The sequence below is a fragment of the Microtetraspora niveoalba genome (genome assembly GCF_001570405.1).
GTDB lineage: Bacteria > Actinomycetota > Actinomycetes > Streptosporangiales > Streptosporangiaceae > Microtetraspora > Microtetraspora niveoalba.
In genome coordinates this window covers 214,775-237,660 of sequence record NZ_BBYM01000010.1, presented here as the reverse complement: position 1 = coordinate 237,660, position 22,886 = coordinate 214,775, and the positions used below count along the sequence as shown (strand labels likewise).

The following is a 22,886-nucleotide window of genomic DNA, read 5'->3' as shown; positions in this document are numbered from 1 at the left end:
TTGCCGGCCTCGGCTATCCGCAACCGCGCTGCCAGTGCTGCTTCGGCGAGATCGATCACCCGGGCCAGCGCGACGATCTCCGCCATCGCCACCTCAACATCGACCTCGGCCTCGACCTCGCCCGGAGAACCTCCCGGAACAGCCCCCGGCACAGCCCCTGACGCAGCTCCCGACGCATGCTCGGGCGCAGCCCCCGACGCAGCCCCCGACGCAGTTCCCGGCGCAGCCTCGGGCGCAGCCCCCGACGACGCAGCACGTGAGGCGTCCCCCGACCATGCGGCCCCCGGCCCCGACGCGTTCCCCGACACACCCTGCGACGCGTCCCCTGACCTGGCGGCCGTGGCGGTGGCGGCGATCCGCTCGACGCAGGCGAGCAGCTCCCGGACAGCAGGCCCGGCCAACGCCGGATCGGGCCAATCACCCGCCCGGCCATCCACACACCCCGACTCACCATCAGGCAGAGCCTCCCGGTCCCCACCCCCGCCGGGCTGCCCCGTCCGATCTACGCCGGACTGAGCCTCCCGGCCATGTTCCCGTCGCCGGCTGTCCCGCTGACGGCCGTCTCGGCCGCCGCGCCGGACAGGGGTGACCGTCGACGCCTGGTCGCTGCTGGGGGGACGTCCCTGCCAGATGCCATCCCAGGCCGAAAGACCACCATCGTCATCTTGCGGACACCGGCGCTCGTCCGGGCCGTCGGTTCCCGCCCCCGTCCCTGCGCCGGTCGTCCCGCCATCGAGCACTGCGGCACCGGTACCGTGCCCTGGAGCACCGGACCCAACGGCATCCAGCCCTGAGAAACCGAGCGCGGCGGCAGCGGGGCCGGTCGGCGCTGACGGCCACACTCCACGAGACGGCCCCCGGCCTTCTACCGGCTCAGCGACGCCCATCAGCCGCCGCGCCCAGGACAACGCATCGTCCACACCCCCGGACGTGGCGGTGCCGTCCGAGACCGAATCGAACAAGGACCAACCCTGTGATGGCGAACCGTCGCCCTGCCTACCGCCCCGCCTCCCATAGGGCCCTGCCACCGTCGAACGCATCGGCTCGAGACGGCCGACATCGGGAGAAGTGATGTCGCTGGGAGTGCGGGCGGGCCGAGCCGGAACAGGCGTGCCGACGCGGGCGCCGGCACGGGTGCGGGCGCGATCAAGCAGCACGGCACCGTAGGAGTCACCAGCGAAGCGACCAGATCCAGTGAACGTCGTGTGCCCCCTGAGGCCACGCCGTCGCGGGGGCGCGGCGGGCATGTCTGACGAACCAGATGGAGGCGCGTCCTCCAGTCGGTGTGACAGCAGTACACCACCCGAAAGAATCATCTCTTCACGCCTCCCTTCCCGCTCCGAAAATTGATGTGCCGTGAGAATATCGCTCACATGTTCGATCTACAACTCTAAGTAGTCACGATTGGACTGTTAGTAACTGATGTGGGTGAAATTCCGCTAGAGGGCATTCGTGCAGGACGTGTCACCACGACGGTCTGCTTCTCTGCCGCCGCCGTTTCCAGCCATGGCCGCCGCCGCTTGATGTGCGCTGTCACGCCATCACTGCCGGCACCAACCGGTTTAGGCAACGACGGCCCCGCCATCACCGCCCACGCCACACCCGAAGGCACAGCTCATGCATCCTCTCGGCGCTCATGATCACGGCCCCTTGCTCACGATCCCTTTTGCCCACGACCCTTGCCTACGACCGTTCGGCTCACGACCTCTTCCTCTCGGCCCCTTGCTCACGGCCCCTTGCTCATAATCCTTTTGCTTCGCGGCCTCTTGCTCATGGAGCAGGGCGGCAGGAATGGGGCCGGGAGCAGGAGGACCCTGGGCGGATGCCCAGGGTCCCTTTGGCTCGCATCAGCTTTCCCGGCTTGATTCCTCGCCCGGGCTCACCTTCGTACAGGCACGTTCCGTCCTCCCGAGGAAGCCCCCTTCGACTGACCGCCCCTCGACCGAGCGCCAGTCGATGCGCCGTCCCCCGTCGACAAGCCTGTGGACAGGCCTGTGGATAGGCCTGTGGATAGGCCCGTCGGCAAGCCGTCCTTCAATAAAGGGTCTTCATCGCGGCCCGTACCTCGTCGAGGGTGGTTTCGGCGACGGCATTGGCGACCGCGTTGCCGTCGCGCAGGATCCGCCGTAGGTAGCCCAGTTCGGCGGCGTAGCGGGCGCGGCGCTCGCGGAGCGGGGCGAGGTGCTCGTTGACCGCCTCGGTGACGGTCGCCTTGAGCGCCGCAGCGCCCTTGCCGCCGATCTCCCCCGCCACCTCGTGCGGATCGCGGCCGAGACACAACGCCGCCAGCAGGACGAGACTGGACACTTCGGGCCGGGCCACCGGGTCGTAGGAGATGTGCCGGTCAGCGTCGGTCTTCGCGCCCCGGATGAGCCGGGCGGTCTCGTCGGCGGTGGCGGCCAGGCTGATGGCGTTGCCCCGGCTCTTGCTCATCTTGGCCCCGTCGGTGCCCAGCAGCAACGGCGCGGCGGACAGCAGGGCGTCGGGCTCCGGGAACACCGGAGCCTCGGCTCTGCCGTACCGGTCGTTGAAGCGGCGCGCGACGGTGCGGGTGAGCTCCAGGTGAGGGAGCTGGTCCTGGCCGACCGGAACCAGGTTGGCCTTGCAGAACAGGATGTCGGCCGCCTGGTGTGCGGGATAGGTGAACATCAGGCCGCTTACGGCGGACTGCCGGGACTGCGCTATCTCGTCCTTGACGGTGGGGTTGCGGCTCAGCTCGGAGACCGAGACCAGGCTGAGGAACGGCAGCAACAACTGGTTGAGCGCCGGGACGGCGCTGTGCGCGAAGATCGTGGTCCGCTCGGGATCGATGCCCGCGGCGAGGTAGTCGAGGACGAGGTCCTCAACGCGTTCGGTCAGCCGGTCGGCGACGTCCCGGTCGGTCAGGACCTGGTAGTCGGCGATGATCAGGAAGGTCTCCACCCCGAGTTCCTGGAGCCGGACGCGGTTGTGGAGGGTGCCGAAGTAGTGCCCCAGATGCAGCCGTCCCGTGGGCCGATCCCCGGTGAGCACGCGGAACCGCCCGGGATCGCGCAGGATGAGCTCCTCCAACTCTGCGCTGCGTCGCTGGGCGGCGGCCGTTCCGGAAGACCCCACGGCCCCCTCGCTCCCCGGCGTCCGCGTCGCCGGGTCGGCGGGCGAGGCCGTGCGCGTCTCGATCTCGCCGGGGCCGGGCGGTACGGCTGCGGGCGGCCGGATCACGACGCCCGGCGCAGAGGCGGGCCGTACAGTCGCGGCCGGTGCGGCCACCGGCGGTACGGGACCGGCCGGCACGAACGCGGCCAGTGAGGGGACAGCCGGCGGTACAAGCGAGGCCGGTACAAACGCGGCCAGTGGCGGTTCAGCCGGCGATACGGGACCAGCCGGTACAAGCGAGGCCGGCGGCGGTACGGGCACGGGTGGTGCGGCGGCGGGGACTTCCGCGGACGGTCGGGAGGCGCGTGCGGGCATGCCGTCGTCGCCGGCAGGAGTGGATGTGGAAGCGGTCGTCATGGGATTTCTCCTGGTGAGTGGCTGTTTCGCCATCCGGAGGAGGCCCCGACGAGGGGAGAGCATGGAAAAGGGCCGTCCATCCGAACGGCCCGGGGTCGTGCGTGAAAGCGGCCGCTCCTACGAGGAGCGCCACCAGCTCAGACACGACGAAAGACGCATGAGGGAAGCATACTTCCGCTTTCTCAGCGGCAACACCATGCCGCCTGCACAATGAGGATCCGGTGCGGCGCCGCCGTACGCATCTCAGGGACTCTGGGCCGGGAGGGCCGACCAGTCGATGGCCAGGCGTCGCGGGTTCACCGGATCGGCCCAGACCTGGACGGTTCTGCCGGGAAGGACGGCACCCATCAGGAGGCGCGGCAGGATCTGGCGGTGGCTCACCGCGTACGGCGGGCCGCCGGCGGGCTGGACCCGGAGGTCGAACGCGACGACCACCTGGTCGTTCACCATCGTCCCCGTGTCCCGCATCGCGGTGATCAGGGCCCTGGAGGGGACGCCGGCGCCGATCAGCTCCTGGTTGCCGGTGCCCATGAAGTCCTTCATCCGCCCCACGACGCCGGTGGAGGGCCCGTGACCTCCGGCGATCCTGGCGGCGAACGCCGTCACCCCGATGATCAGCAGGAACAGGCCGATCACGAAGACCGGTACGCCCCAGGACATGGTGGAGAGGGAGCTCATGCCGTAAACGCCGCCGATGAGGAGGACGAGCCCGGCGGCGGCGCCCACGAGAAGCACATTTCGCGCCATATGTACAAACCTTTCGCCTGCTTCATACGTCACAGGGATAGGGATGCTCACTTGACCATCGCTTGCAGCCTGGTTGCCTACGCGGCGATACGCGATGTTCAAGGCAGATCGCTACACTTTCCGCGATTTGCCGGGTTCGGGCTCTCCGACGCGGGCGACAGCCGGCGTCCGATTCTCAGGAGTTAAAGAACGTGGGTCTTGTCGACGTGCGTCCTGCGCTTCCCGTGGAGGAGCCGCCCGCACCGCCGGCCCCGCCCAAGTGGCGTGCCTGGCTGTGGGCGCTGCTCGCGGGCGTCCTCGGCGTGGTGACCGGTGGAGCGACCTTCCTCGTCGGCGGGTACGTCAAGCTCACCGGGAACGTCAAGCACGAGGTCGTGGCCAAGCAGGACCTCGGCCCGCGCCCGGTGAAGATCAGCAAGGCCATGAACGTGCTGATCGTCGGGTCTGACCAGCGTGACGGCGCCAACGCGAAGTACGGCAAGTTCGAGGGCGAGCGGACCGACACGATCATCCTCGCCCACATCTCCCCGAAGCGGGACGGCGCGATGCTGATCAGCTTTCCCCGGGACTCGCTCGTCCAGCTCCCCGCCTGCCCGGCGAAGAACGGCCTGCCCGGGCAGCGCGCCCACGTCGGCATGATCAACGAGTCGTTCAACTCCGGCGGCATCGCCTGCACCTGGCGCACGATCGAGGCGCTCACCGACATCCACATCGACCACTTCGTCAAGGTGGACTTCACCGGCTTCAAGGCGATGGTCAACGCGCTGGGCGGGGTGCCGGTCTGCGTCCCCGAGGCGATCGACGACAAGAAGGCGCGGCTGACCCTGGCGGCCGGACGGCAGGTGCTCAAGGGCGAGCAGGCGCTCGGCTACGTGCGGGCCCGCTACTCGCTCGGCGACGGCTCCGACATCGGCCGCATCCAGCGCCAGCAGATGTTCCTCGCCTCGATGGCCAAGAAGGCGATGAGCGGCGAGACGCTGACCGCCCCGAAGACCCTCTTCGGCTTCCTCGACGCGGTCACCAAGTCGATCACCACCGACCCCGATCTGACCGTGGGGGTGATGAAGGACCTGGCGGTGAGCGCCGAGGGCCTGACCGCCGGGCAGATCCGGTTCGTGACGGCGCCGTGGCGCTACTCCGTCACCAGCCCGGGCCGGGTCGAGTGGGTGCAGCCACAGGCGAACCGCCTGTTCAAGATGGTCGCCGCCGACCAGATCAGCAAGGGCGTCAAGAGCGGCGAGCAGAAGATCCCCAAGTCGCAGATCCACATCGTCGTCGAGAACGGCAGCGGCAGGCAGGGGCTCGGCTCCACGGTCGCCGCCGAGCTGGAGCAGCGGGGCTACCACGTCCGGAAGATCAGCACTGCCGCGAAGAAGTACGCCAAGACCGTCGTCAAGTACTCGCCCAACGGCGAGAGCCGGGCGCCCCGGCTCTACCGCGAGCTGGTCACCTCGACGACCCGCCCGGTGCCGAACGCGCGGACGCAGACGCTGGTGCTCGTCCTCGGCGCGGACTGGCAAGGCCTGAAGCCGCCCAAGACCCTGGACGACGTCGACGGCTTCGACGCGACCCAGGACAGCTGCACGGCAAGCTGACCGGGATTCCCCCGGGTCCGTTACTAGCCTGTTATAACGCCTGCTCGACGGGCAGTGGCGACGGATACCCGGACGTGGAGTGCTGCGGATGCGGACCGACTGGCGAAACCTCGGACAGGCACTGGGGCTGACCCTCGCCTCGGCCATGGTCTGGGGGATCGGCCACCTGGTGGCGGGCCGCACCCGGACGGGCCTGGCGCTCGCGGGCGCGTACACCGTGCTCCTCGGGACCGTCTTCACCGCCGCCATCGCGTTCCGGTCGGCCCTGCTCGAACTCGCCGTACGGCCCAGCGGGCTGACCGGGCTGATCATGACGGCGCTGGCGATCGGGTTCTGCTGGTCGGCCGTCATCGTCGCGTCGTACCGGCTGGTGCGGCCGCCGGACCTGGACCGGGTGGAGCGCGGCCTCGCGACCGGGGCGGTCGCGCTGCTGTGCGTGCTGGTCGTCGCCCCCTTGGCGTACGTGGGCCGGCTCGCGTACGTGTCGAGGGACGTGCTGCTCACGGTCTTCGACGGGAGGGCGCAGGGAGCGGACCCGTGGACGGGGAAGCGGCGGGTGAACGTCCTCCTCGTCGGCGCGGACGCGGCCAGGAACCGGCCGGGCGCGCGCACCGACAGCGTGACGGTCGCCAGCGTGGACACCCGCACCGGCGACACGGTGCTGTTCGGCCTGCCGCGCAACCTGGAGCACGTGCCGATGCCCCCGGGCCCCGCGCGTACGGCCTTCCCGTGGGGGTTCACCGGCGACGGCGACGAGTCCACGCCCGGCCTGCTGAACGAGGTGTACCAGTGGGCCGAGGACCACCCGCGGATCGCTCCGGGCCCGCCAGGGGACCGCGGGATGCGGCTGCTCAGGGACACCGTCGGCGAGATCCTCGGCCTGCGGATCGACTACTACGCGATGCTCGACATGAAGGGCTTCGCCCAGGTCATCAACGCCATCGGCGGGGTCACGGTCACGATCAGGCAGGACATCCCGTACGGGCTCGAGGGCGGGGTCCTGGAGGCGGGGCGGCGGCGCCTGGACGGGCAGCAGGCCCTGTGGTACGGCCGGTCGCGCACCGACAGCGACGACTACGTGCGGATGGGCCGGCAGAAGTGCCTGCTCAACGCGGTCGCCAAGCAGGCCGACCCGATGGCCGTGCTGCGCGGCTTCGAGCGGATCGCGGACGCGACCAAGCGGTACGTCACCACGGACGTGCCGCAGGACATGCTGCCCGCGCTGCTCGAACTCTCGGAGAAGATCAAGACCTCGCACATCCGGAGCCTGCAGTTCGTGCCTCCGCTGGTGGACACGGCCGACCCCGACTGGGGCCTCATCCAGCGCGAGGTCGGCAGGGCGCTGCGCCCCCAGCACGCGCGGCACTCCCGCTCCCGTCACGCCGGGAAGCGGCCACCCGCCGGGCGCTCCCCTCAGCCGTCGCCGTCGGTCCGGCCGTCACCGGGAACCCCGCAGTCGCTCGACAACATCTGCTGACCCGCGTACGACGGGACCCCCTTCGCGGCAAAACCTACCGGGCTTGACGGAAATATCTCCCTCGGCTTCAATATCTGCTAAGCCGACTTATTTAGTAGGAAAAGCAGGGAGAAGCCCATGAGCGTTCGCAGGCTACGGGGGATCACGGCCGCCGCCCTCGCGACCACCGCCCTGGTCACGGCCTGCGGGGGAGGCAGCGGTTCGGGGGGAGACGGCAAGGTCAAGCTGGCGCTCGTCGCCTACTCCACTCCGCAGGCGGCCTTCACGGAGATCATCGCCGCCTTCCAGAAGACTCCCGAGGGCAAGAACATCACCTTCACCCAGTCGTACGGCGCCTCCGGCGACCAGAGCCGGGCCGTCGCCTCCGGGCTGAAGGCCGACATCGTCGAGTTCTCCCTCGAAACCGACATCACCCGCCTGGTCAAGGCCGGACTCGTGGCCGAGGACTGGAACAGCGGACCGACCAAGGGCATCCTGACCAAGTCGATCGTGGTGATCGGCACGCGCAAGGGCAACCCCAAGAGCCTCAAGACCTGGGACGACCTGGTCAAGCCCGGCGTCGAGGTCATCACGCCGAACCCCTTCACCTCCGGCGCCGCCCGCTGGAACCTGCTCGCCGGATACGGCGCGAAGTCCGAGAACGGCGCGAACCAGGAGGCCGGACTCGCCTACCTGGACAAGCTGCTGCACAACGTGCCCGTTCAGGACGACAGCGGACGCAAGGCCCTGCAGACCTTCACCGGCGGCAAGGGCGACGCCCTGCTGACCTACGAGAACGAGGCGATCTTCGCCCAGCAGAACAAGCAGGAGCTGGAGTACGTCGTCCCCGACAGCACGCTGCTGATCGAGAACCCGGTCGCGGTGACCAAGGACTCGGCACACCCCAAGGAGGCCGCGGCCTTCCTCAAGTACCTCTACTCGACCGAGGCGCAGACGATCTTCGCCAAGAACGGCTACCGCCCGGTGATCGACGGTGTGAACGGCTTCACCTGGCCCAACCCGCCGCAGCTCTTCACGATCGAGGACATCGGCGGCTGGGACAAGATCACCGCCGACTTCTTCGACCCCAAGACCGGCAAGGTCGCCGATATCGAGCGCAAGCTCGGCATCGCGACCGAGAAGTGACGGCGCGCGTGCCCGGCCGGAGCGCCCCCCGCGCGACGCCCCCCTCTCCGTGGGCACCCCCGACGCGTACGGGGTCGCCATGACCGCGGAAACCGCCACCCGCACCGCTCCCCCGCCGCGTGCGGGGGCGCGGCGCCGCCGCCGCTTCTCCGGGGGCACCGCCCTCGGCCTCGGCTCCGCCGTGCTGTACCTGAGCCTGATCGTGCTGATCCCGCTCGCCCTCGTGGTGGTGCGGTCGGCCGACGAGGGGCCCGGCTACTTCTGGCGGGCGGTCACCACACCCGACGCGTGGGCCGCGCTCACCCTCACGATCGGCGCCTCGGCGGTGGTCGCGCTCGTCAACCTCGTCCTGGGCACGCTCATCGCCTGGGTGCTGGTCCGCGACCGCTTCCCCGGCAAGGCGATCGTGGACACGCTCATCGACCTGCCCTTCGCCCTGCCGACGATCGTCGCCGGTCTCGTCCTGCTCGCGCTGTACGGCCCGGAGAGCCCGCTCGGGCTGAACCTCGCCTACAGCAGGGCCGGCGTGGGGCTCGCGCTGCTCTTCGTCACGCTGCCGTTCGTCGTCCGCACGGTGCAGCCGGTGCTGATCGAGCTGGACAGGGACATGGAGCAGGCCGCGGCCTCGCTCGGCGCGAGCCCGTTCCAGACGTTCCGGCGGATCATCCTGCCCAACCTGGTGCCCGCGATGCTGTCCGGCACGGCCCTGGCGTTCACGCGGGCGATCTCGGAGTTCGGCTCGACGGTGCTGATCTCGGGCAACCTGCCGTTCAAGACCCAGGTCGCGGCGGTCAACATCTTCAGCCAGATCGAGGGGGACAACACCACCGGCGCGGCGGCGATCTCGACCGTGCTGCTGGTCGTGGCCCTGGTCGCCCTGCTGGTGCTGGACCTCCTGCAACGATGGGGGAGCCGCCGTGGCTGACAGCGCCAAGAACAACGTCGAACACGACGTCGAACACGACGTCACGCACGACACCAAGCACGGCGTGGCCAGATACGTCCTGCGCACGACCGCCGTCGCGTACCTGTTCTTCCTGCTGGTGCTCCCGGTCGGTCTGATCGTCTGGCGGACGTTCGGCGACGGCCTGGGCCCGTTCCTCGAGGCGCTGACCTCGCCGTCGGCGCTGCACGCGTTCCGGGTCACCCTCGTCGTCGCGTTGTGGGCGGTCGTCCTCAACACCGTCTTCGGCGTCGGCGCCGCCCTGCTGCTGGTCCGGCACGACTTCCCCGGGAAGCGGCTGCTCGGCGCGTTCATCGACCTGCCGATGGCCGTGTCCCCGGTCGTCGTCGGGCTCGCGCTCATCCTGCTGTACGGCCGGTTCTCCCCCGTGGGCGGGCTGCTGGAGAGCTGGGGTCTGCAGGTCATCTTCTCCACGCCCGGCATGGTGCTCGCCACGGTGTTCGTCGCGCTGCCGCTCGTGGTCAGGTCCGTGGTCCCCGTCCTGGAGGAGCTCGGCGACGAGCAGGAGCAGGCCGCGCACACCCTCGGGGCGAGCCGCCTCCAGACGTTCCTGCGGATCACGCTCCCCGGCATCCGCTCGGCCCTGGCGTACGGCGTGGTGTTGTGCCTGGCGCGGTCCCTCGGCGAGTACGGCGCGGTCGCGGTCGTCTCCGGACGTCTGGTCGACCAGACGCAGACCCTCACCCTGTTCGTCGAGGAGCGCTTCCAGAACTTCGACCAGCCGGCGGCGTTCGCGGCGTCCACGGCGCTCGCGCTGCTCGCCGTCGTCACCCTCCTGCTCACCAGGCTCCTGCGCCCGAAGGACTGAAATGGCCATCGAAGTACGCGACGTGAACAAGTCCTTCGGGACCACCCCGGTGCTGCGCGACGTCTCCGTGGACGTCGCCTCCGGGTCGCTCACCGCCCTGCTCGGCCCGAGCGGCGGCGGGAAGTCGACGTTGCTGCGCGTCATCGCCGGGCTCGAGCACCCCGACACCGGGACCGTACGGATCTCCGGCGTGGACGCGACCCGGCTCGCGCCGCAGCGGCGCAACGTGGGGTTCGTCTTCCAGCACTACGCCGCCTTCAAGCACATGACGGTGTTCCGCAACGTGGCGTTCGGACTGGAGATCCGCAAGCGGCCCAAGGACGAGATCCGCAGGCGGGTCATGGAACTGCTCGAACTGGTCCACCTGGAGCAGATGGCCGGCCGCTATCCGTCCCAGCTCTCCGGCGGCCAGCGCCAGCGGATGGCCCTCGCCCGCGCGCTCGCCGTCGAGCCGCAGGTGCTGCTGCTCGACGAACCGTTCGGCGCACTGGACGCGCAGGTGCGCAAGGAGCTGCGGACCTGGTTGCGCCGCCTGCACGACGAGGTCCACGTCACGACCGTGTTCGTCACGCACGACCAGGAGGAGGCGATCGAGGTCGCCGACACCGTCGTCGTGCTCGCCGACGGCGCGGTGGAGCAGGTCGGCAGCCCGTCCGACGTCTACGACAACCCGGCCAACCCGTTCGTCATGCGTTTCCTCGGACCGGTCACCGAGATCGGCGGCAGCCTCGTCCGCCCGCACGACATCGAGATCAGCGCGGAGCCGCGGCCGGGCAGCGGCGAGGCGACGGTCACGCGGATCGTCCGGCTCGGCTTCGAGGTGCGGGTCGAGCTGCTGGTCGGCGACCGGGAGGCGTGGGCGCAGGTGACGCGCGGCACCGCCGAGCGGCTCGGGCTGGCGCCGGGCGACATCGTCAACGTGCGGCCGAGCCCCGGCGCGCGGTCGCTGGCCCTGACCGGGGCGTGACCCCTACGGCGCATGCGGCTTTCCGCCCGTACCCAGTACGCCCTGCGCGCCGCCGTGGAACTCGCGGCGGCGCCGCCCGGTCCCGTGCCCGCGGAGCGGATCGCGACGGCGCAGGACATCCCGCGCAGGTTCCTCGACAACATCCTGTTGCAACTGCGCAGGGCCGGGTTGATCAACAGCCAGCGCGGCCCGGACGGGGGGTACTGGCTGGCCCGGCCCGCCGAGGAGATCTCCCTGGCCGACATCGTCGTGGTGGTCGAGGGTGTGTCGCAGGAGAACGAGCGTTTCCCGGGAGTCGCCGGGCCGCTCGCGGGCGTCTGGACCGCCCTGCGCGAGTTCGAGCAGACGACGCTCACCGAGATCACCCTGGCGCACATCGCGAGTGGGTCTCTGCCGCCTTTGTAGCGTTCGGGACGGGCCACGGCAAAGATCCACAGAGCGCTCGCTTCATGTGCAAGACTCCCGATCCAGTCATATTCGCCGTTGCGCAGAGGCGGGCGGGATGGGAACTCCGGGGCAGACGATCGTCCGGCGCTACCGCCTGGTGCGAGCTCTCGGACAGGGCACGACCGGCGTCGTCTGGGAGGCCCACGACACCCTGCTCGACCGGGCCGTCGCCGTCCGGGAGGTGATGCTCCCCGCCGGGCTGCGCGAGGGCCGCCGCCTGGAGCTCGTCCGGCGGCTGGCCGGCGAGGCGCGGCAGGCCGAACGGCTCCGCCACCCCAACATCGCCGCCGTCCACGACTACGCCGAGGACGAGGGCACGCCGTACATCGTCATGGAGCTGGTCCGCTCCCGCTCGCTGGACGGCGTGGTGGCCGGCGACGGGCCGCTCCCCGTGCCGCGAGCCGCCTCGATCGCCCGCCAGGTGCTCTCCGCGCTCGCCTACGCCCACGCCTCCGGGGTACGGCACGGCGACGTGCGCCCGGCGAACGTCCTCCTCGGCCACGACGGCCGCGTCCTGCTGGCCGACTTCGGCGCCGCCGTGCTCGCGGCCGACCCCGCCTTCACCCGGGAGGTCGCGGGCCGCTCCCCCGCGCACGGAGCCCCGGTCCGCGCGATCCGGGGCGCGGCCGCGTTCCTCGCTCCGGAGCGCGCGGACGCCGGCGGCCCCACCCGCGCCGCCGACCTGTGGGCCCTGGGCGCCACGCTCCACACGGCGGTCACCGGCCGGCCTCCCCTCGCCCACCGGCCGGTCGATCCCGCCCCCGTCCCCGAGCCGCTGCGTGCCGTGGTCGCCGGCCTGCTGGCCAGGGACCCGAGGAAACGGCTCGCCCCCGAGGACGCCGACCGGCTGCTCGCCGCGCTGGAGCCCGCTCCGGAGCCGCCCGTCCCGGCCCGGCGCGGGAGCCGTACGCGGCTGGTCACGGGAGTGGTCACGGTGGCGGCGCTCGCCGGGGCGCTCGGCGGGTGGGCGGTGCTGCGGCCCGGCTCGGCCGTCGACGCCGCGCCGATCCCGCTCGCCGGGGTCCCCGACCCGACGTCGCCCGTGTCGTCGGCGTCGTCCGTGTCCCCGCCCTCGCCCGCGCCGGTGCGCGCGCCGAGGCCGAAGCTGATGTGGTTCCGGCCGAAGCCGCCCGATCAGGGGTGGCGGGCGGCCGTCCCGCGCGACTGGACCCGGTTCACCTCGTTGGGCCGGCAGTCCTGGTACCAGTGGCTCGACTCGGCGCGGAACGCGCGGTTCGAGATCGAGATCACCCGGCAGCGCGGGACCGACCCCCTCGGCTCGCTGCACGAGGCCGAGGCCGTCCTCTATCCCGACGTCAAGGCGTACCGGCGGCTCCGCCTCGCCTCCGCGTCCAGCGAGTACGGCACGGCGGCGGACTGGGAGTTCACCTTCCGGCCCGGCCCGTCGTCGTCGCGTACCGGCCTGAAGCAGGGCGTGACCTACCGCCAGTTCCGGCGGGTGTTGTCCACCGGGGCCACCACGAGCGTGCTGACGTGGACGGCCCCGGCCGACGAGTGGGAGTCGCTGCGTCCCACGCTGGCCAGGGTCGTCGCCCTCTTCACCCCGCCCACCACCTGAAGAACCAACCCGGCCTGAACAACCCGCCTGAACAACCCGCCTGATCAACCCGGCTGAACAGCCCGGCCTGAAAAGCCCGCCCGAAGAACCGGGCCGAAGAACCGGGCCGAAGAACCCGGCTTCTCCCGCGCGGTTCTCCTTCGCGGACGCCCCCGCCTGTGGCATCATCACGCATGGCCAGAGAAAATGATTTTCATAACCATGTTAGGAGGGCGGTATGCGAGTGGCGTTCGTCGGCAAGGGCGGCAGCGGCAAGACGACCCTGTCGTCGCTGTTCGCGAGATACGCCGCGCAGCACGGCACGGTCGTCGCGATCGACGCCGACATCAACCAGCACCTCGGCCTCGTGCTCGGCGCGACGGCGACCCCGCGCCCGCTCGGCGGCATGATCGGCGAGATCAAGGAGTACCTCCGAGGGGACAACCCGCGCATCCGCGACGCCGCCGCGATGGTGAAGACCACCCCGCCCGGCCGGGGCTCCCGGCTGATCCGGCTGGACGACCCGTTCTTCCCGTCGCGGCGGGTCGAGGGGGTCTCGCTGATGGTCACCGGCCCCTTCGGCGAGGACGACCTCGGCGTGGCCTGCTACCACTCCAAGGTGGGGGCGGTCGAGCTCTACCTCAACCACCTCGTGGACGGCCAGGGCGAGTACGTCGTCGTCGACATGACAGCCGGAGCCGACGCCTTCGCCTCCGGCCTGTTCACCCGGTTCGACGTCACGTTCCTGGTCGCCGAGCCGACCAGGCAGGGCGTGAGCGTCTACCGGCAGTACCGCGACCACGCCGCCGACTTCGGCGTCGCCCTCGCCGTCGTCGGCAACAAGGTGCAGGACCCGCGGGACGTCGACTTCCTGCGCGAGCACGTGGGCGACGACCTGCTCACCTGGTTCGGGCACTCCCCCGCCGTACGCGCGATGGAGCAGGGGCGCGCGTTCACGCTCGACGACCTCTCCGGCGACGACCACGACGCGCTCGCCGTGCTGCTGAAGCGGCTCGACGCGCAGCCGAAGGACTGGCGCAGGTTCGGCGAGCAGGCCGCGGAGTTCCACCTGCGCAACGCCAGGGCGTGGGCCGACCGCGCGACCGGCGAGGACCTGTCCGCCCAGATCGACCCCGAGTTCGTCTACGGCCCGGCCTCCGTCGAGCCGGCCTGACGACCCCGGCTCCATCAAGATGTCGCCTCCGCGCCACCTGGAGGCGCGCACACCCCCGGCCTAACGTCACATCCGAGGCCGGCAGTCCTGTTCATCCCTTCCGAGAGGAGAAATCCATGTCGCTGACCGTTTCTACCGAGCTGCTCGACCGGGCCCGCACCGGTGAGGTGGACGACGCCGCGTTCGTCGCCTGCGTACGCGACTCGCTGCCGTACGCCTGGTCCGTGATCAGCGGGCTGGTCGAGCGGCGCGACCGGTCCGGCGCCGACTTCGCCGACAACGAGGTCCCGCCGCCGGACGAGGCCGCCCGCGGCCAGTTGCTGCGCTGCCTGGCCAGCGACGCGATGCGCGGAGCCCTGGAACGCCACTTCGGCGTACGGCTCGCCTTCCAGAACTGCCATCGCGTCGCCGTGTTCCACCCCGCCGCCACCGGGGCGTACGACGAGTTCGTGACGCCCCGGGCGCAGATCCTCAACCAGAAGCCCGAACTCGTCGACTGCTGACCCGCCGGGCAGCTCGTCAGCCGAAGAGGGAGAGCTGGCCCTCTCCGGCGAGGGCGTTGCGGTGCCGCTTGAGATGCCGCCACTTCGGCAGGTCGTCCATGTACGACCACGACAGGCGGTGGTGCGGCGTGGGACCGAGCTCCGCCAGCACCTCCTGGTGGGCGGGTGAGGGATATCCCGCGTTGTCGGCGAAGCCGTACTCCTCGTAGCCGAGCGAGGCCATCAACGCGTCCCGCCGGACCTTGGCGATCACGGACGCGGCCGCGACGGAGACGCAGGAGAGGTCGGCCTTCGTCTGGCACCGCACCGCCCAGGGCGAGCCGAGATAGTCGTGCTTGCCGTCGAGGATCACCGCGCCGGGCCGCTCGGGCAGTTCCGCGAGCGCCCGGCGCGCGGCGCGGCGCAGCGCCTCGGTCATGCCCAGCGTGTCGATCTCCTCGACCGACGCCTCGCCGTACCCGATGCCGACGGCCCATGACTCGATCTCGGCGGCGAGCGCGGTGCGGCGGGCGGGGCTGAGCAGCTTGGAGTCGGTGAGACCGTCGGGCGGCGGGGACATGTCGGTCACCACCGCGCAGACCGCGACCGGACCGGCCCAGGAGCCGCGCCCCACCTCGTCGACGCCCGCGACCGTACGCGTTCCGGAGGAGCACAGAAGCCGCTCCAGATCATATGTGGGACTCACATCACGACAAGCTACTGTCCCGGTCGCGGGCCACGCGCAGATAGCCGAGATCGGCGGCGAGATAGCGGGCGGCCACGTGCAGCGCGCGCAGCGTGGCCGCGACCGACGGCCGCTGGACGCTCGACTCCCTGGCCACCGCGTACACGCGGCGCTCGATCGAGGCGCCGGGGAACTCGCGTACGGCGACGCCGCGCACACCGGCGGCGAGCGCCAGGGCGGGGACGGCGGCGATGCCGATGCCCTTGGCGACCAGGCTGAGGATCGTGCCGAGCCCCTCGAACTCCCAGGCGATCGGCGGCAGCCCGCCCACGTCCGCGAGCAGCCGGTCGACGGCGGTGCGGGACGGCTCACCGTCCGGCGTGGCCATCCACGACTCCTCGCGCAACGCGCCCAGATCGACCGGCGCCGACTGGTCGGCGATCGGGTGGCGCCGCGGCACGACGAGCACGAGCGGGTCGATGAGCAGGGGGAACGTCTTGAGCGTCGCGTGGCCGCGTACGCGGCCCCACCAGTCGTCCACCAGCGCGATGTCGACCTCGCCCGACTCGACCTCGCGCAGCCCGCGTCCCGACCGGCTCTGGCGCAGGCGCAGCGACAACTTCCGGTAGCGGCGCAACGAACGGGCGAGCGCGGGCGCGAAGGCCACCCCGGCGGTCGGGAAGGCGGTGACCACGACCCGCCCCGAGGGGGTGGCCGTCTGCGCGGACAGGTCGGACTCCGCCGTCTCCACCATCGCGAGGATCCGCTCGGCGTGGGCGACGAGCCGCCGCCCGGCGTCGGTCAGCTCGGCGCTTCGGGAGGTGCGGTCGATCAGGACGGCGCCGGCCTCCCGTTCCAGCGCGGCGAGTTGCTGCGAGACGGCCGACGGGCTGTAGCCCAGGGACGACGCGGTGGCCGCGATGCTCCCTCTCCTGGCGAACTCACAAATCAGAATCAGCCGCCGTAAATCGAGCATCGGTTTTCCTTACTCCTACCACCGAAAAGCCTCGCTTGTGCTGATGCCTATACCCAACCACCCTGGGAACGTTCCGAACACACCGGGCCAATCCGGCGATCCCCTTAAACGGGATGAGTGCCGCCGGAATCCCAGGAAGGCAACCCCAATGAATGTGACCCTGTCGGCCACGCTGGCGGCGAACGAGGACATCGAGCGAAGACGCCGCACCGGGCAGCGGGTGCTCCATCTCGCCTTCGGCGAGGCCGGCCTGCCCGTCCACCCCGAGCTCCGCCGCAGGTTGTCCGAGGCCAGCGGAAGCAACGGATACGGCCAGGTGGCCGGGTCCCCCGAGCTTCGCGAGGCCGTCGCCGGCTACTGGTCGCGGCGCGGCCTGCCGACGGACCCCGGTCTCGTCGCGTGCGGCCCCGGTAGCAAGGCGCTCCTCTTCGGGCTCATGCTCGCGCTCGGCGGCGACATCGTGCTGCCGATGCCGAGCTGGGTCAGCTACGCCGCCCAGGCCGAGATCATCGGCGTCCGGCCGATCATGGTCCCGGCGCCCCCCGGCGAGGGTGGGGTGCCCGATCCCGACCTGGTCGCCTCCGCCGTTCTCCACGCGCGGGCGCAGGGCCGTACGGTGAAGGCGCTGCTCGTCACGCTGCCCGACAACCCGACCGGGCGGCTGGCCCGCCCCGAGACGGTGCGGCGGCTGGCCGAGCTGGCCCGGAGCCTCGACCTGACCATCATCTCGGACGAGATCTACCGCGACCTCGTGCACGACCCGGTCGCGCAGTACACCAGCCCGGCCGAGATCGCGCCCGAGCGCACGATCATCACCAGCGGGCTGAGCAAGAGCCTGGCGGTCGGGGGGTGGCGCATCGGCGTCGCCCGGCTGGTCGACCACGACCTGCGCGACCGGCTGCTCGCGGTGGCCAGCGAGATCTGGTCCAGCCCGGCCGCCCCGGTCCAGCACGCGGCCGCGTACGCGTTCACCGAGCCGGACGAGCTGGTCCAGCGCGTGGCGGAGAGCCGCAGGCTGCACGGGATCGTGGCCAGGGCGGTCGCCGACCGGTTCGTCAAGGCCGGAGCGTCGGTCGCGCTCCCGCAGGGCGGCTTCTACCTCTACCCGGAGATCCCGGGTTTCGAGTCGTCGGCCGAGCTGACCGCGGCCCTGATCGAGGACCACGGAGTCGGCGTACTGCCCGGCACGGCCTTCGGCGACCTGCCCGCCGCGCCGCGCGTCCGGGTCGCCACCAGCCTCCTGTACGGCGAGACCGCCGACCAGCGGCTGGCCGCGTTGCGGGCCGACGATCCACTCGCGCTGCCGTGGATCGCGGAGTCGCTCGACCACCTGGAGCGGGCGCTCACCGCCCTCTCCGCGACCCGCCGCGTTCGCGGAGGTGAGGCCGCGTTTGGCACCCCTTCGCACGTGTCCGTGGGGGCTCCCAAGCCCGCCTGGTGATCGTTTCTGAATCTTTACCCTCCGCGGCCACCCAGATCAGCCGCGCCCACCGCTCTGACCTGCGGTTATACGGCTAGCCTGGGTGCTTCACCGGAGGCTTCGAAAGATGTCTCCTACCATTTGGCACCGGGAGCGTGCTCGAGCCCCCATCATGTGCTCATGCCCGCTTTTGTCACCCTGTCCGGGCGCTCCGTGCGCCTGGAACCGCTCAGCCTCGCGGTCGTCGACGATCTCGTCGCCGCGGCGAGTGAGGACCGTTCCACCTACGGCTTCACTCGCGTTCCCGCTGGCCGGGAAGAGATGGTCTCCTACGTGGAGGCCGCCCTGGCTGAGCAGGCGGAGGGCCGCACGTTGCCCTTCGCCATCCGGTGGCTGCACACCGACCGCGTGGTCGGTGCCACCCGTCTGATGCACCTGGAGTACTGGCAGGGCCCCATGCCCTGGCCGCCGGGCGCCAAAGGCGTGGTGGGCGAGGTCCCGTCGGTGGCGGACATCGGTTACACCTGGCTGGCGGCGTCGGCCCAGGGCACCGGTGTCAACAGGGAGAGCAAGTTCCTGATGCTCTCCCACGCCTTCGAGACCTGGCAGGTCCACCGGATAACTCTCAAGGCAGACGTACGCAACACACGATCCCGGGCCGCCATCGAGGCCCTCGGCGCGCGCCTGGACGGCGTGCGACGAGCGGACAGCCGAGGCGCCGACAACACGGTCCGAGATACCGCGTACTACTCGATCCTCAGCCCTGAATGGCCGGCGGTTCGAGAACGGCTCCGCGCGAGGCTCGGCCTCGTCGTAGCCGCCTGACCTTCCACCCACAGACCCCAGAGAGAACGACGTGGCCCGTCCTCCGGCGAGGAGGACGGGCCACGCCCGTACCTGGACTCAGACCTCGTAGCCGTAGTCCTCGTCGTAGGCGTCGTACAGGTCCCGCCAGTAGCCGCAGCGGGTCGGGTACTTGCTGTACAGGCCGATCTGGCAGACCTGGGCCTGGACCTGCGCGACGTCGTAGCGCCAGAAGCTGAACTGCTTGTAGCTGCCGCCGCCGCAGTACTTGTACGACTTGTAGGACGAGGACCAGTCGTTCTCCTCGTCCTCCCAGGACTGGACGCGGAACCGGATGTAGGCGCACTTGCCGCCCTGCCCGTAGGTGCGGCGGTCGAGGTCCCACAGCTTGCCGGTGACGCGGACGCGGTTGGACTCGTCGTCGGTGTAGTTGACGTCGATGTAGCCGTTCGCCCGGGCGAGCCGGTTGCCCGACCAGTACGAGCCCCAGTAGCCGTCGAAGTCCGAGGACGAGGAGGAGGCGGACGACGCGGTGCTGTGGGTGGAGGCGGAGGCGGCGGTCGAGAGGGCCGGGACGCCGACGGCGATCGTGGCGGCGGCCGCGGCGAGACCGAGGACGGTGCGGGTGGAGCGACGCATTTCTGTTCTCCCGTTTTCGAGGACGATCCCCGGGCGGGATGCTTCCGGGGGTGCACCCCTGTGATAAGCCGCCCCGCCTGCAGGGAGCTTTCACGGCCCTGACCGCGATTTGCACCCGGCTTGAAAAGGGAGAAGTCCCCCGCCGGGCACCCCAGACCCGGGGAGGACCCCGTTTCGCCACATCAACCCGAGCATGGCCGCCCCCGCAGAGGCCATGCTCGCTGCCCCCAGCATCACGGATCGGACTTGCCACCCGATCAACGGACAATCAACACTTCGATTAACGAGCCGGACCTTCTCTATTGGCCAAGGTCATCGGCATCTATCATTTGATCGGGAAACTTCCCATTGAATATGCGTATCGGAGTAGACCCCCATGGCAGGTCGCGCCACCGGTGACGGGCTGCGCTTCGTGATACTCGGACCTGTCCTCGCCTGGCGCGACGGGATCGAGCTCGATCTCGGCACCCCGCTGCAACGTTCCATCCTCGCGATGTTGCTGCTCAGGCAGGGTCATCCCGTCACCCCGGACGAGATGATCGACGGCATCTGGGGCGAGGACGCCCCGCCCCGGGCGCTCGGCGCGCTGCGCACGTACGTGTCACGGCTGCGCACCGTCCTGGAGCCGGACCGCTCGCCCCGCACCCGCCCCGAGCTGCTCACCTCCGTGGGCCGCGGCTACGCGCTGGTCCTCGGCGCGAGCGGGCTGGACCTCGCCGACTACGAGCGGCGCGCCGCCTCCGCCGAGTCCGCCCGCCGCACCGGCCGTACGCGCGACGCGGCGGAGGCGCTGCGCGAGGCCCTCGCCCTCTGGTCCGGAGAGCCGCTCGCCGGAGCGGTCGGACCGTACGCCGAGCGGCAGCGGGACCGGCTGGTCGAGCGGCGGATGAGCGGGGTCGAAACCCTGATGGACCTCGACCTGGAGCTGGGGCGGCACGCCGACGTCGTGTCCGAGCTGGTCGCGCTCACCGCCGACCATCCGCTGCGCGAACGGCTGCGCGCCCAGCTCATGCTGGCCTACTACCGCTGCGGACGGCAGGCCGAGGCGCTCTCGGTGTTCACCGAGACCCGGCAGGCGCTGATCGACGAGCTGGGCATCGAGCCCGGCGCCGAACTGACCGCCCTGCACCGGCGCATCCTCGCCGCCGACCCCGCGCTCTCCCCCGCCCCGCGGTCCGGCACCATCTCCGGCCCCCTCTCCGACACCGCGGCCGACCCCGCCTCCGAGAGAGCGGAGGCCGGCCCGGCCGTGGAGATGCCGCGGCCGGCCCAGCTCCCGGCCGCCGTCACCGACTTCACCGGGCGCACCGCGCTGGTCAACCGGCTGCTCGCGCTGCTCGCCGAGGACGAGGGCGTGCCGGTCGCGGCCATGTCGGGCATCGGCGGCGTCGGCAAGACCGCGCTCGCCGTCCACGTCGCCCACCTCGCGCACGACCTGTTCCCCGACGGCCAGCTCTACGCCGACCTGCGCGGATACGGCGCGGAGCCGACGCCGCCGGAGACGGCGCTGGTCGCCTTCCTGCGCGCACTCGGCATCCCGGTGGACGTCATCCCGGACGGCCTGGCCGAGCGCTCCGCGCTGTTCCGCTCGCTGCTGGCCGAGCGCCGGATGCTCGTCCTGCTGGACAACGCCCGCGACGCCGAGCAGGTCGAGCACCTCCTGCCCGGGTCGGCGGGATGCGCGGCCGTCATCACCAGCCGGGGCAAGCTCGCCGACCTGCCCTCGGCCCGGCTCGTCGACCTCGACGTCCTGGAGCCGGACGAGGCGCTCGCGCTGTTCGCCGCCGTCGCCGGGCCCGACCGGGTCAGGGCCGAGCGGGCCGCCGCCATGGACGTGGTCGCCGCGTGCGGCTTCCTCCCGCTGGCCGTACGCATCGTGGCGGCCAGGCTCGCCGCCCGCCCGTCCTGGACCGTCGCCTCGCTCGTGCCCCGGCTGGCCGACGAGCGCCGCCGCCTCGACGAGCTCAAGATCGGCAATCTGGCCGTCTCCGCGACCTTCGCCCTCGGGTACGGCCAGCTCGACCCGCAGCAGGCGCGGGCCTTCCGGCTGCTCTCGCTGCCCACGGGCTCGGACATCTCGGCCGTCGCGGCGGCGGCCGTCCTGGACATGCCGCAGGGCCCGGCCGAGGACCTGCTGGAGTCGCTGGTCGACGCCAGCCTGCTCGAAGCCCCCGCGCCCGGCCGATATCGCTTCCACGACCTGCTCAAGCTCTTCGCCCGCAGGCAGGCCGAGGACGCCGAGGAGCCGGCCGAGCGGATGGCCGCCCAGCGCCGCCTGCTCGGCTTCTATCTCGCCTCGGCCAGGTCCGCGCACCGCCTGGCGTACGAGGGAAGCGCGATCGCCGACGCTCTCACCGACATCGGCATGCCCGGCCACACCTTCTCCACGGCCGACGAGTCGGTCGCCTGGCTGTCCGTCGAGGCGGAGGACCTGTTCGGCGCGATCGGCCAGGCGGCCGAGTCCGAGAGCCTGCTGCTGCCCGCCGCCGACCTGCTGCTCGCGATGGAGCCGCTGCTGGAGTCCGGCACGAGCAGCCGGGAGTTCGAGCAGCGGACCGGCGCCGTCCTCGCCGCCGCCCGGCGGGCCGGCGACCGGCACAGCGAGATCCGCTGCGGCTACGTCCTCGGCCGTGTCCTGTTCGGCATGAACCGGCTGGACGAGGCGGGGCACCTCTTCCAGAAGGCCCGCGAGCTCGCCCTGGAGACCGGCGACCACATCGTGCTCGGCGAGACGTACAACGCGCTCGCGGTGGTGGCGGGCCGCCTGCGCCGGCACACCGAGGCCCTCGAATGGTTCGGCCGCGCGACCGACTTCTACCGCGAGGTCGGCAACCCGGCGGGCGAGGCCCTCGCGCTGAGCTACTCCGCCCGCGACCACCTCGGTCTCGGCCGGGTCGAGGACGCCATCGCCGCCTCGGAGCGCGGCCTGGCCATGTTCACGGAGGTCGGCAGCGGCGCGGGCGTGGCGCGGGCGCGCTACCACCTCGGCATCGTCCTCTCCTACGTCGGCAGGCTCAACGAGGCGGTCGTCCACCACGCCGAGTGCCTGAACTTCTTCCGGGCCAGCGACCAGCGGGTGTGGGAGCAGCGGGTCTGCTACCGGCTGGCCGCGACGTTCATCGCCGCCGGGCGCTTCGCCGAGGCGTCCCGGCACGCCGAGCGCGCCCTCGCCGTCAGCCGCGAGATCACGCACCCGTACGGCGAGGCGCAGTCGCTGACCGCGCTCGGCAAGGCGCTGCGCGGCATGGGCGAGAAGGCGCGGGGCAGGGAGGCGCTAGAGAAGGCACTCGGGCTCTTCACCCGGCTCGGCTCCCCCGAGGCCGACGACGTCCGCGCCCTCCTCCTGGAGCCCGACCGGGTCGACGTCTAGACCGGGATCCGGACCGCCGCCCCGATCTCCCGGCACACCGGCGGGCAGGTCGAACCGCAGATCGTCGTCCAGGCGCGTCATGCGGACGTGATTGATCACACTCGACCACTTCCATCAGGGGCGTCGCGGGCGGGGCACGGGATTCCCGGCCGGCCG

18 protein-coding genes are annotated in these 22,886 nt (G+C 71.3%); 13 read left to right on the top strand and 5 right to left on the bottom strand.

Annotated elements, in window-relative coordinates:
• Positions 1-2,034: 2,034 nt before the first annotated feature.
• Together trpS and AWQ70_RS11295 are read right to left on the bottom strand one after the other, a co-directional pair.
• A complete protein-coding gene (gene trpS, locus AWQ70_RS11300; RefSeq protein ID WP_245646904.1) occupies positions 2,035-3,249 on the bottom strand; it encodes a tryptophan--tRNA ligase in 1,215 nt (404 codons plus the stop codon).
• A gap of 486 nt (positions 3,250-3,735) precedes the next feature.
• A complete protein-coding gene (locus AWQ70_RS11295) occupies positions 3,736-4,239 on the bottom strand; it encodes a hypothetical protein (protein ID WP_157530001.1) in 504 nt (167 codons plus the stop codon).
• A gap of 191 nt (positions 4,240-4,430) precedes the next feature.
• Here AWQ70_RS11295 and AWQ70_RS11290 point away from each other — a divergent pair, with 191 nt between their 5' ends.
• From AWQ70_RS11290 to AWQ70_RS11245, 10 genes are all read left to right on the top strand, one after another.
• A complete protein-coding gene (locus AWQ70_RS11290) occupies positions 4,431-5,834 on the top strand; it encodes an LCP family protein (protein WP_067173949.1) in 1,404 nt (467 codons plus the stop codon).
• Between the two features lie 88 nt (positions 5,835-5,922).
• Positions 5,923-7,311, top strand: coding sequence for an LCP family protein (locus AWQ70_RS11285; protein ID WP_084516830.1), 1,389 nt, complete (start codon positions 5,923-5,925; stop codon positions 7,309-7,311).
• 117 nt (positions 7,312-7,428) lie between these two features.
• The gene (locus AWQ70_RS11280; protein ID WP_067173943.1) at positions 7,429-8,436 is read left to right on the top strand and encodes a sulfate ABC transporter substrate-binding protein; all 1,008 of its coding nucleotides are present in this window, start codon (positions 7,429-7,431) and stop codon (positions 8,434-8,436) included.
• Positions 8,437-8,515: 79 nt separating this feature from the next.
• Positions 8,516-9,361, top strand: a complete 846-nt coding sequence (gene cysT / locus AWQ70_RS11275; protein WP_067174033.1) for a sulfate ABC transporter permease subunit CysT — start codon at positions 8,516-8,518, stop codon at positions 9,359-9,361.
• Positions 9,354-10,208, top strand: a complete 855-nt coding sequence (locus tag AWQ70_RS11270; RefSeq protein WP_218004494.1) for a sulfate ABC transporter permease subunit — start codon at positions 9,354-9,356, stop codon at positions 10,206-10,208. Before cysT ends, AWQ70_RS11270 begins: the two co-directional genes overlap by 8 nt.
• Before the next feature lies 1 nt (position 10,209).
• Positions 10,210-11,175, top strand: a complete 966-nt coding sequence (locus tag AWQ70_RS11265) for a sulfate/molybdate ABC transporter ATP-binding protein (protein ID WP_067173941.1) — start codon at positions 10,210-10,212, stop codon at positions 11,173-11,175.
• A 12-nt stretch (positions 11,176-11,187) separates the two neighbouring features.
• Positions 11,188-11,580 (top strand): RrF2 family transcriptional regulator, encoded by a 393-nt coding sequence (locus AWQ70_RS11260; protein WP_067173938.1) that lies wholly within the window; start codon positions 11,188-11,190, stop codon positions 11,578-11,580.
• Positions 11,581-11,677: 97 nt separating this feature from the next.
• Entirely contained in the window at positions 11,678-13,201 is a 1,524-nt protein-coding gene (locus AWQ70_RS11255; RefSeq protein ID WP_067173936.1) for a serine/threonine-protein kinase, read from the top strand.
• Positions 13,202-13,418: 217 nt separating this feature from the next.
• A complete protein-coding gene (locus AWQ70_RS11250) occupies positions 13,419-14,354 on the top strand; it encodes an ATP-binding protein (protein WP_067173933.1) in 936 nt (311 codons plus the stop codon).
• Positions 14,355-14,470: 116 nt separating this feature from the next.
• Positions 14,471-14,857: an SCO5389 family protein gene (locus AWQ70_RS11245; protein ID WP_067173931.1), complete on the top strand. Its 387-nt coding sequence runs from the start codon at positions 14,471-14,473 to the stop codon at positions 14,855-14,857.
• A 16-nt stretch (positions 14,858-14,873) separates the two neighbouring features.
• Here the strand turns inward: AWQ70_RS11245 and rnhB are convergent, their stop codons facing one another.
• Complete coding sequence (rnhB, locus tag AWQ70_RS11240; protein ID WP_067173928.1) at positions 14,874-15,542, bottom strand: ribonuclease HII; 669 nt, start codon at positions 15,540-15,542, stop codon at positions 14,874-14,876.
• Position 15,543: 1 nt separating this feature from the next.
• Entirely contained in the window at positions 15,544-16,497 is a 954-nt protein-coding gene (locus AWQ70_RS11235) for a LysR family transcriptional regulator (RefSeq protein ID WP_067173925.1), read from the bottom strand.
• 148 nt (positions 16,498-16,645) lie between these two features.
• Between AWQ70_RS11235 and AWQ70_RS11230 the strand changes: the two genes are divergently transcribed.
• Both AWQ70_RS11230 and AWQ70_RS11225 read left to right on the top strand, forming a co-directional pair.
• Positions 16,646-17,938, top strand: coding sequence for a pyridoxal phosphate-dependent aminotransferase (locus AWQ70_RS11230; RefSeq protein WP_084516816.1), 1,293 nt, complete (start codon positions 16,646-16,648; stop codon positions 17,936-17,938).
• 159 nt (positions 17,939-18,097) lie between these two features.
• On the top strand, positions 18,098-18,742 hold the full coding sequence (locus AWQ70_RS11225; RefSeq protein WP_067174026.1) for a GNAT family N-acetyltransferase: 645 nt from the start codon (positions 18,098-18,100) through the stop codon (positions 18,740-18,742).
• A gap of 78 nt (positions 18,743-18,820) precedes the next feature.
• Here AWQ70_RS11225 and AWQ70_RS38745 read toward each other — a convergent pair whose 3' ends face one another.
• A complete protein-coding gene (locus AWQ70_RS38745; RefSeq protein ID WP_067173923.1) occupies positions 18,821-19,360 on the bottom strand; it encodes a hypothetical protein in 540 nt (179 codons plus the stop codon).
• Positions 19,361-19,736: 376 nt separating this feature from the next.
• On the opposite strand from AWQ70_RS38745, the gene AWQ70_RS11215 reads away from it, so the two are divergent.
• Positions 19,737-22,730 carry an AfsR/SARP family transcriptional regulator gene (locus AWQ70_RS11215; RefSeq protein WP_067173918.1) on the top strand — a complete coding sequence of 998 codons (2,994 nt, stop codon included), beginning with the start codon at positions 19,737-19,739 and terminating at the stop codon, positions 22,728-22,730.
• Positions 22,731-22,886 lie beyond the last annotated feature (156 nt).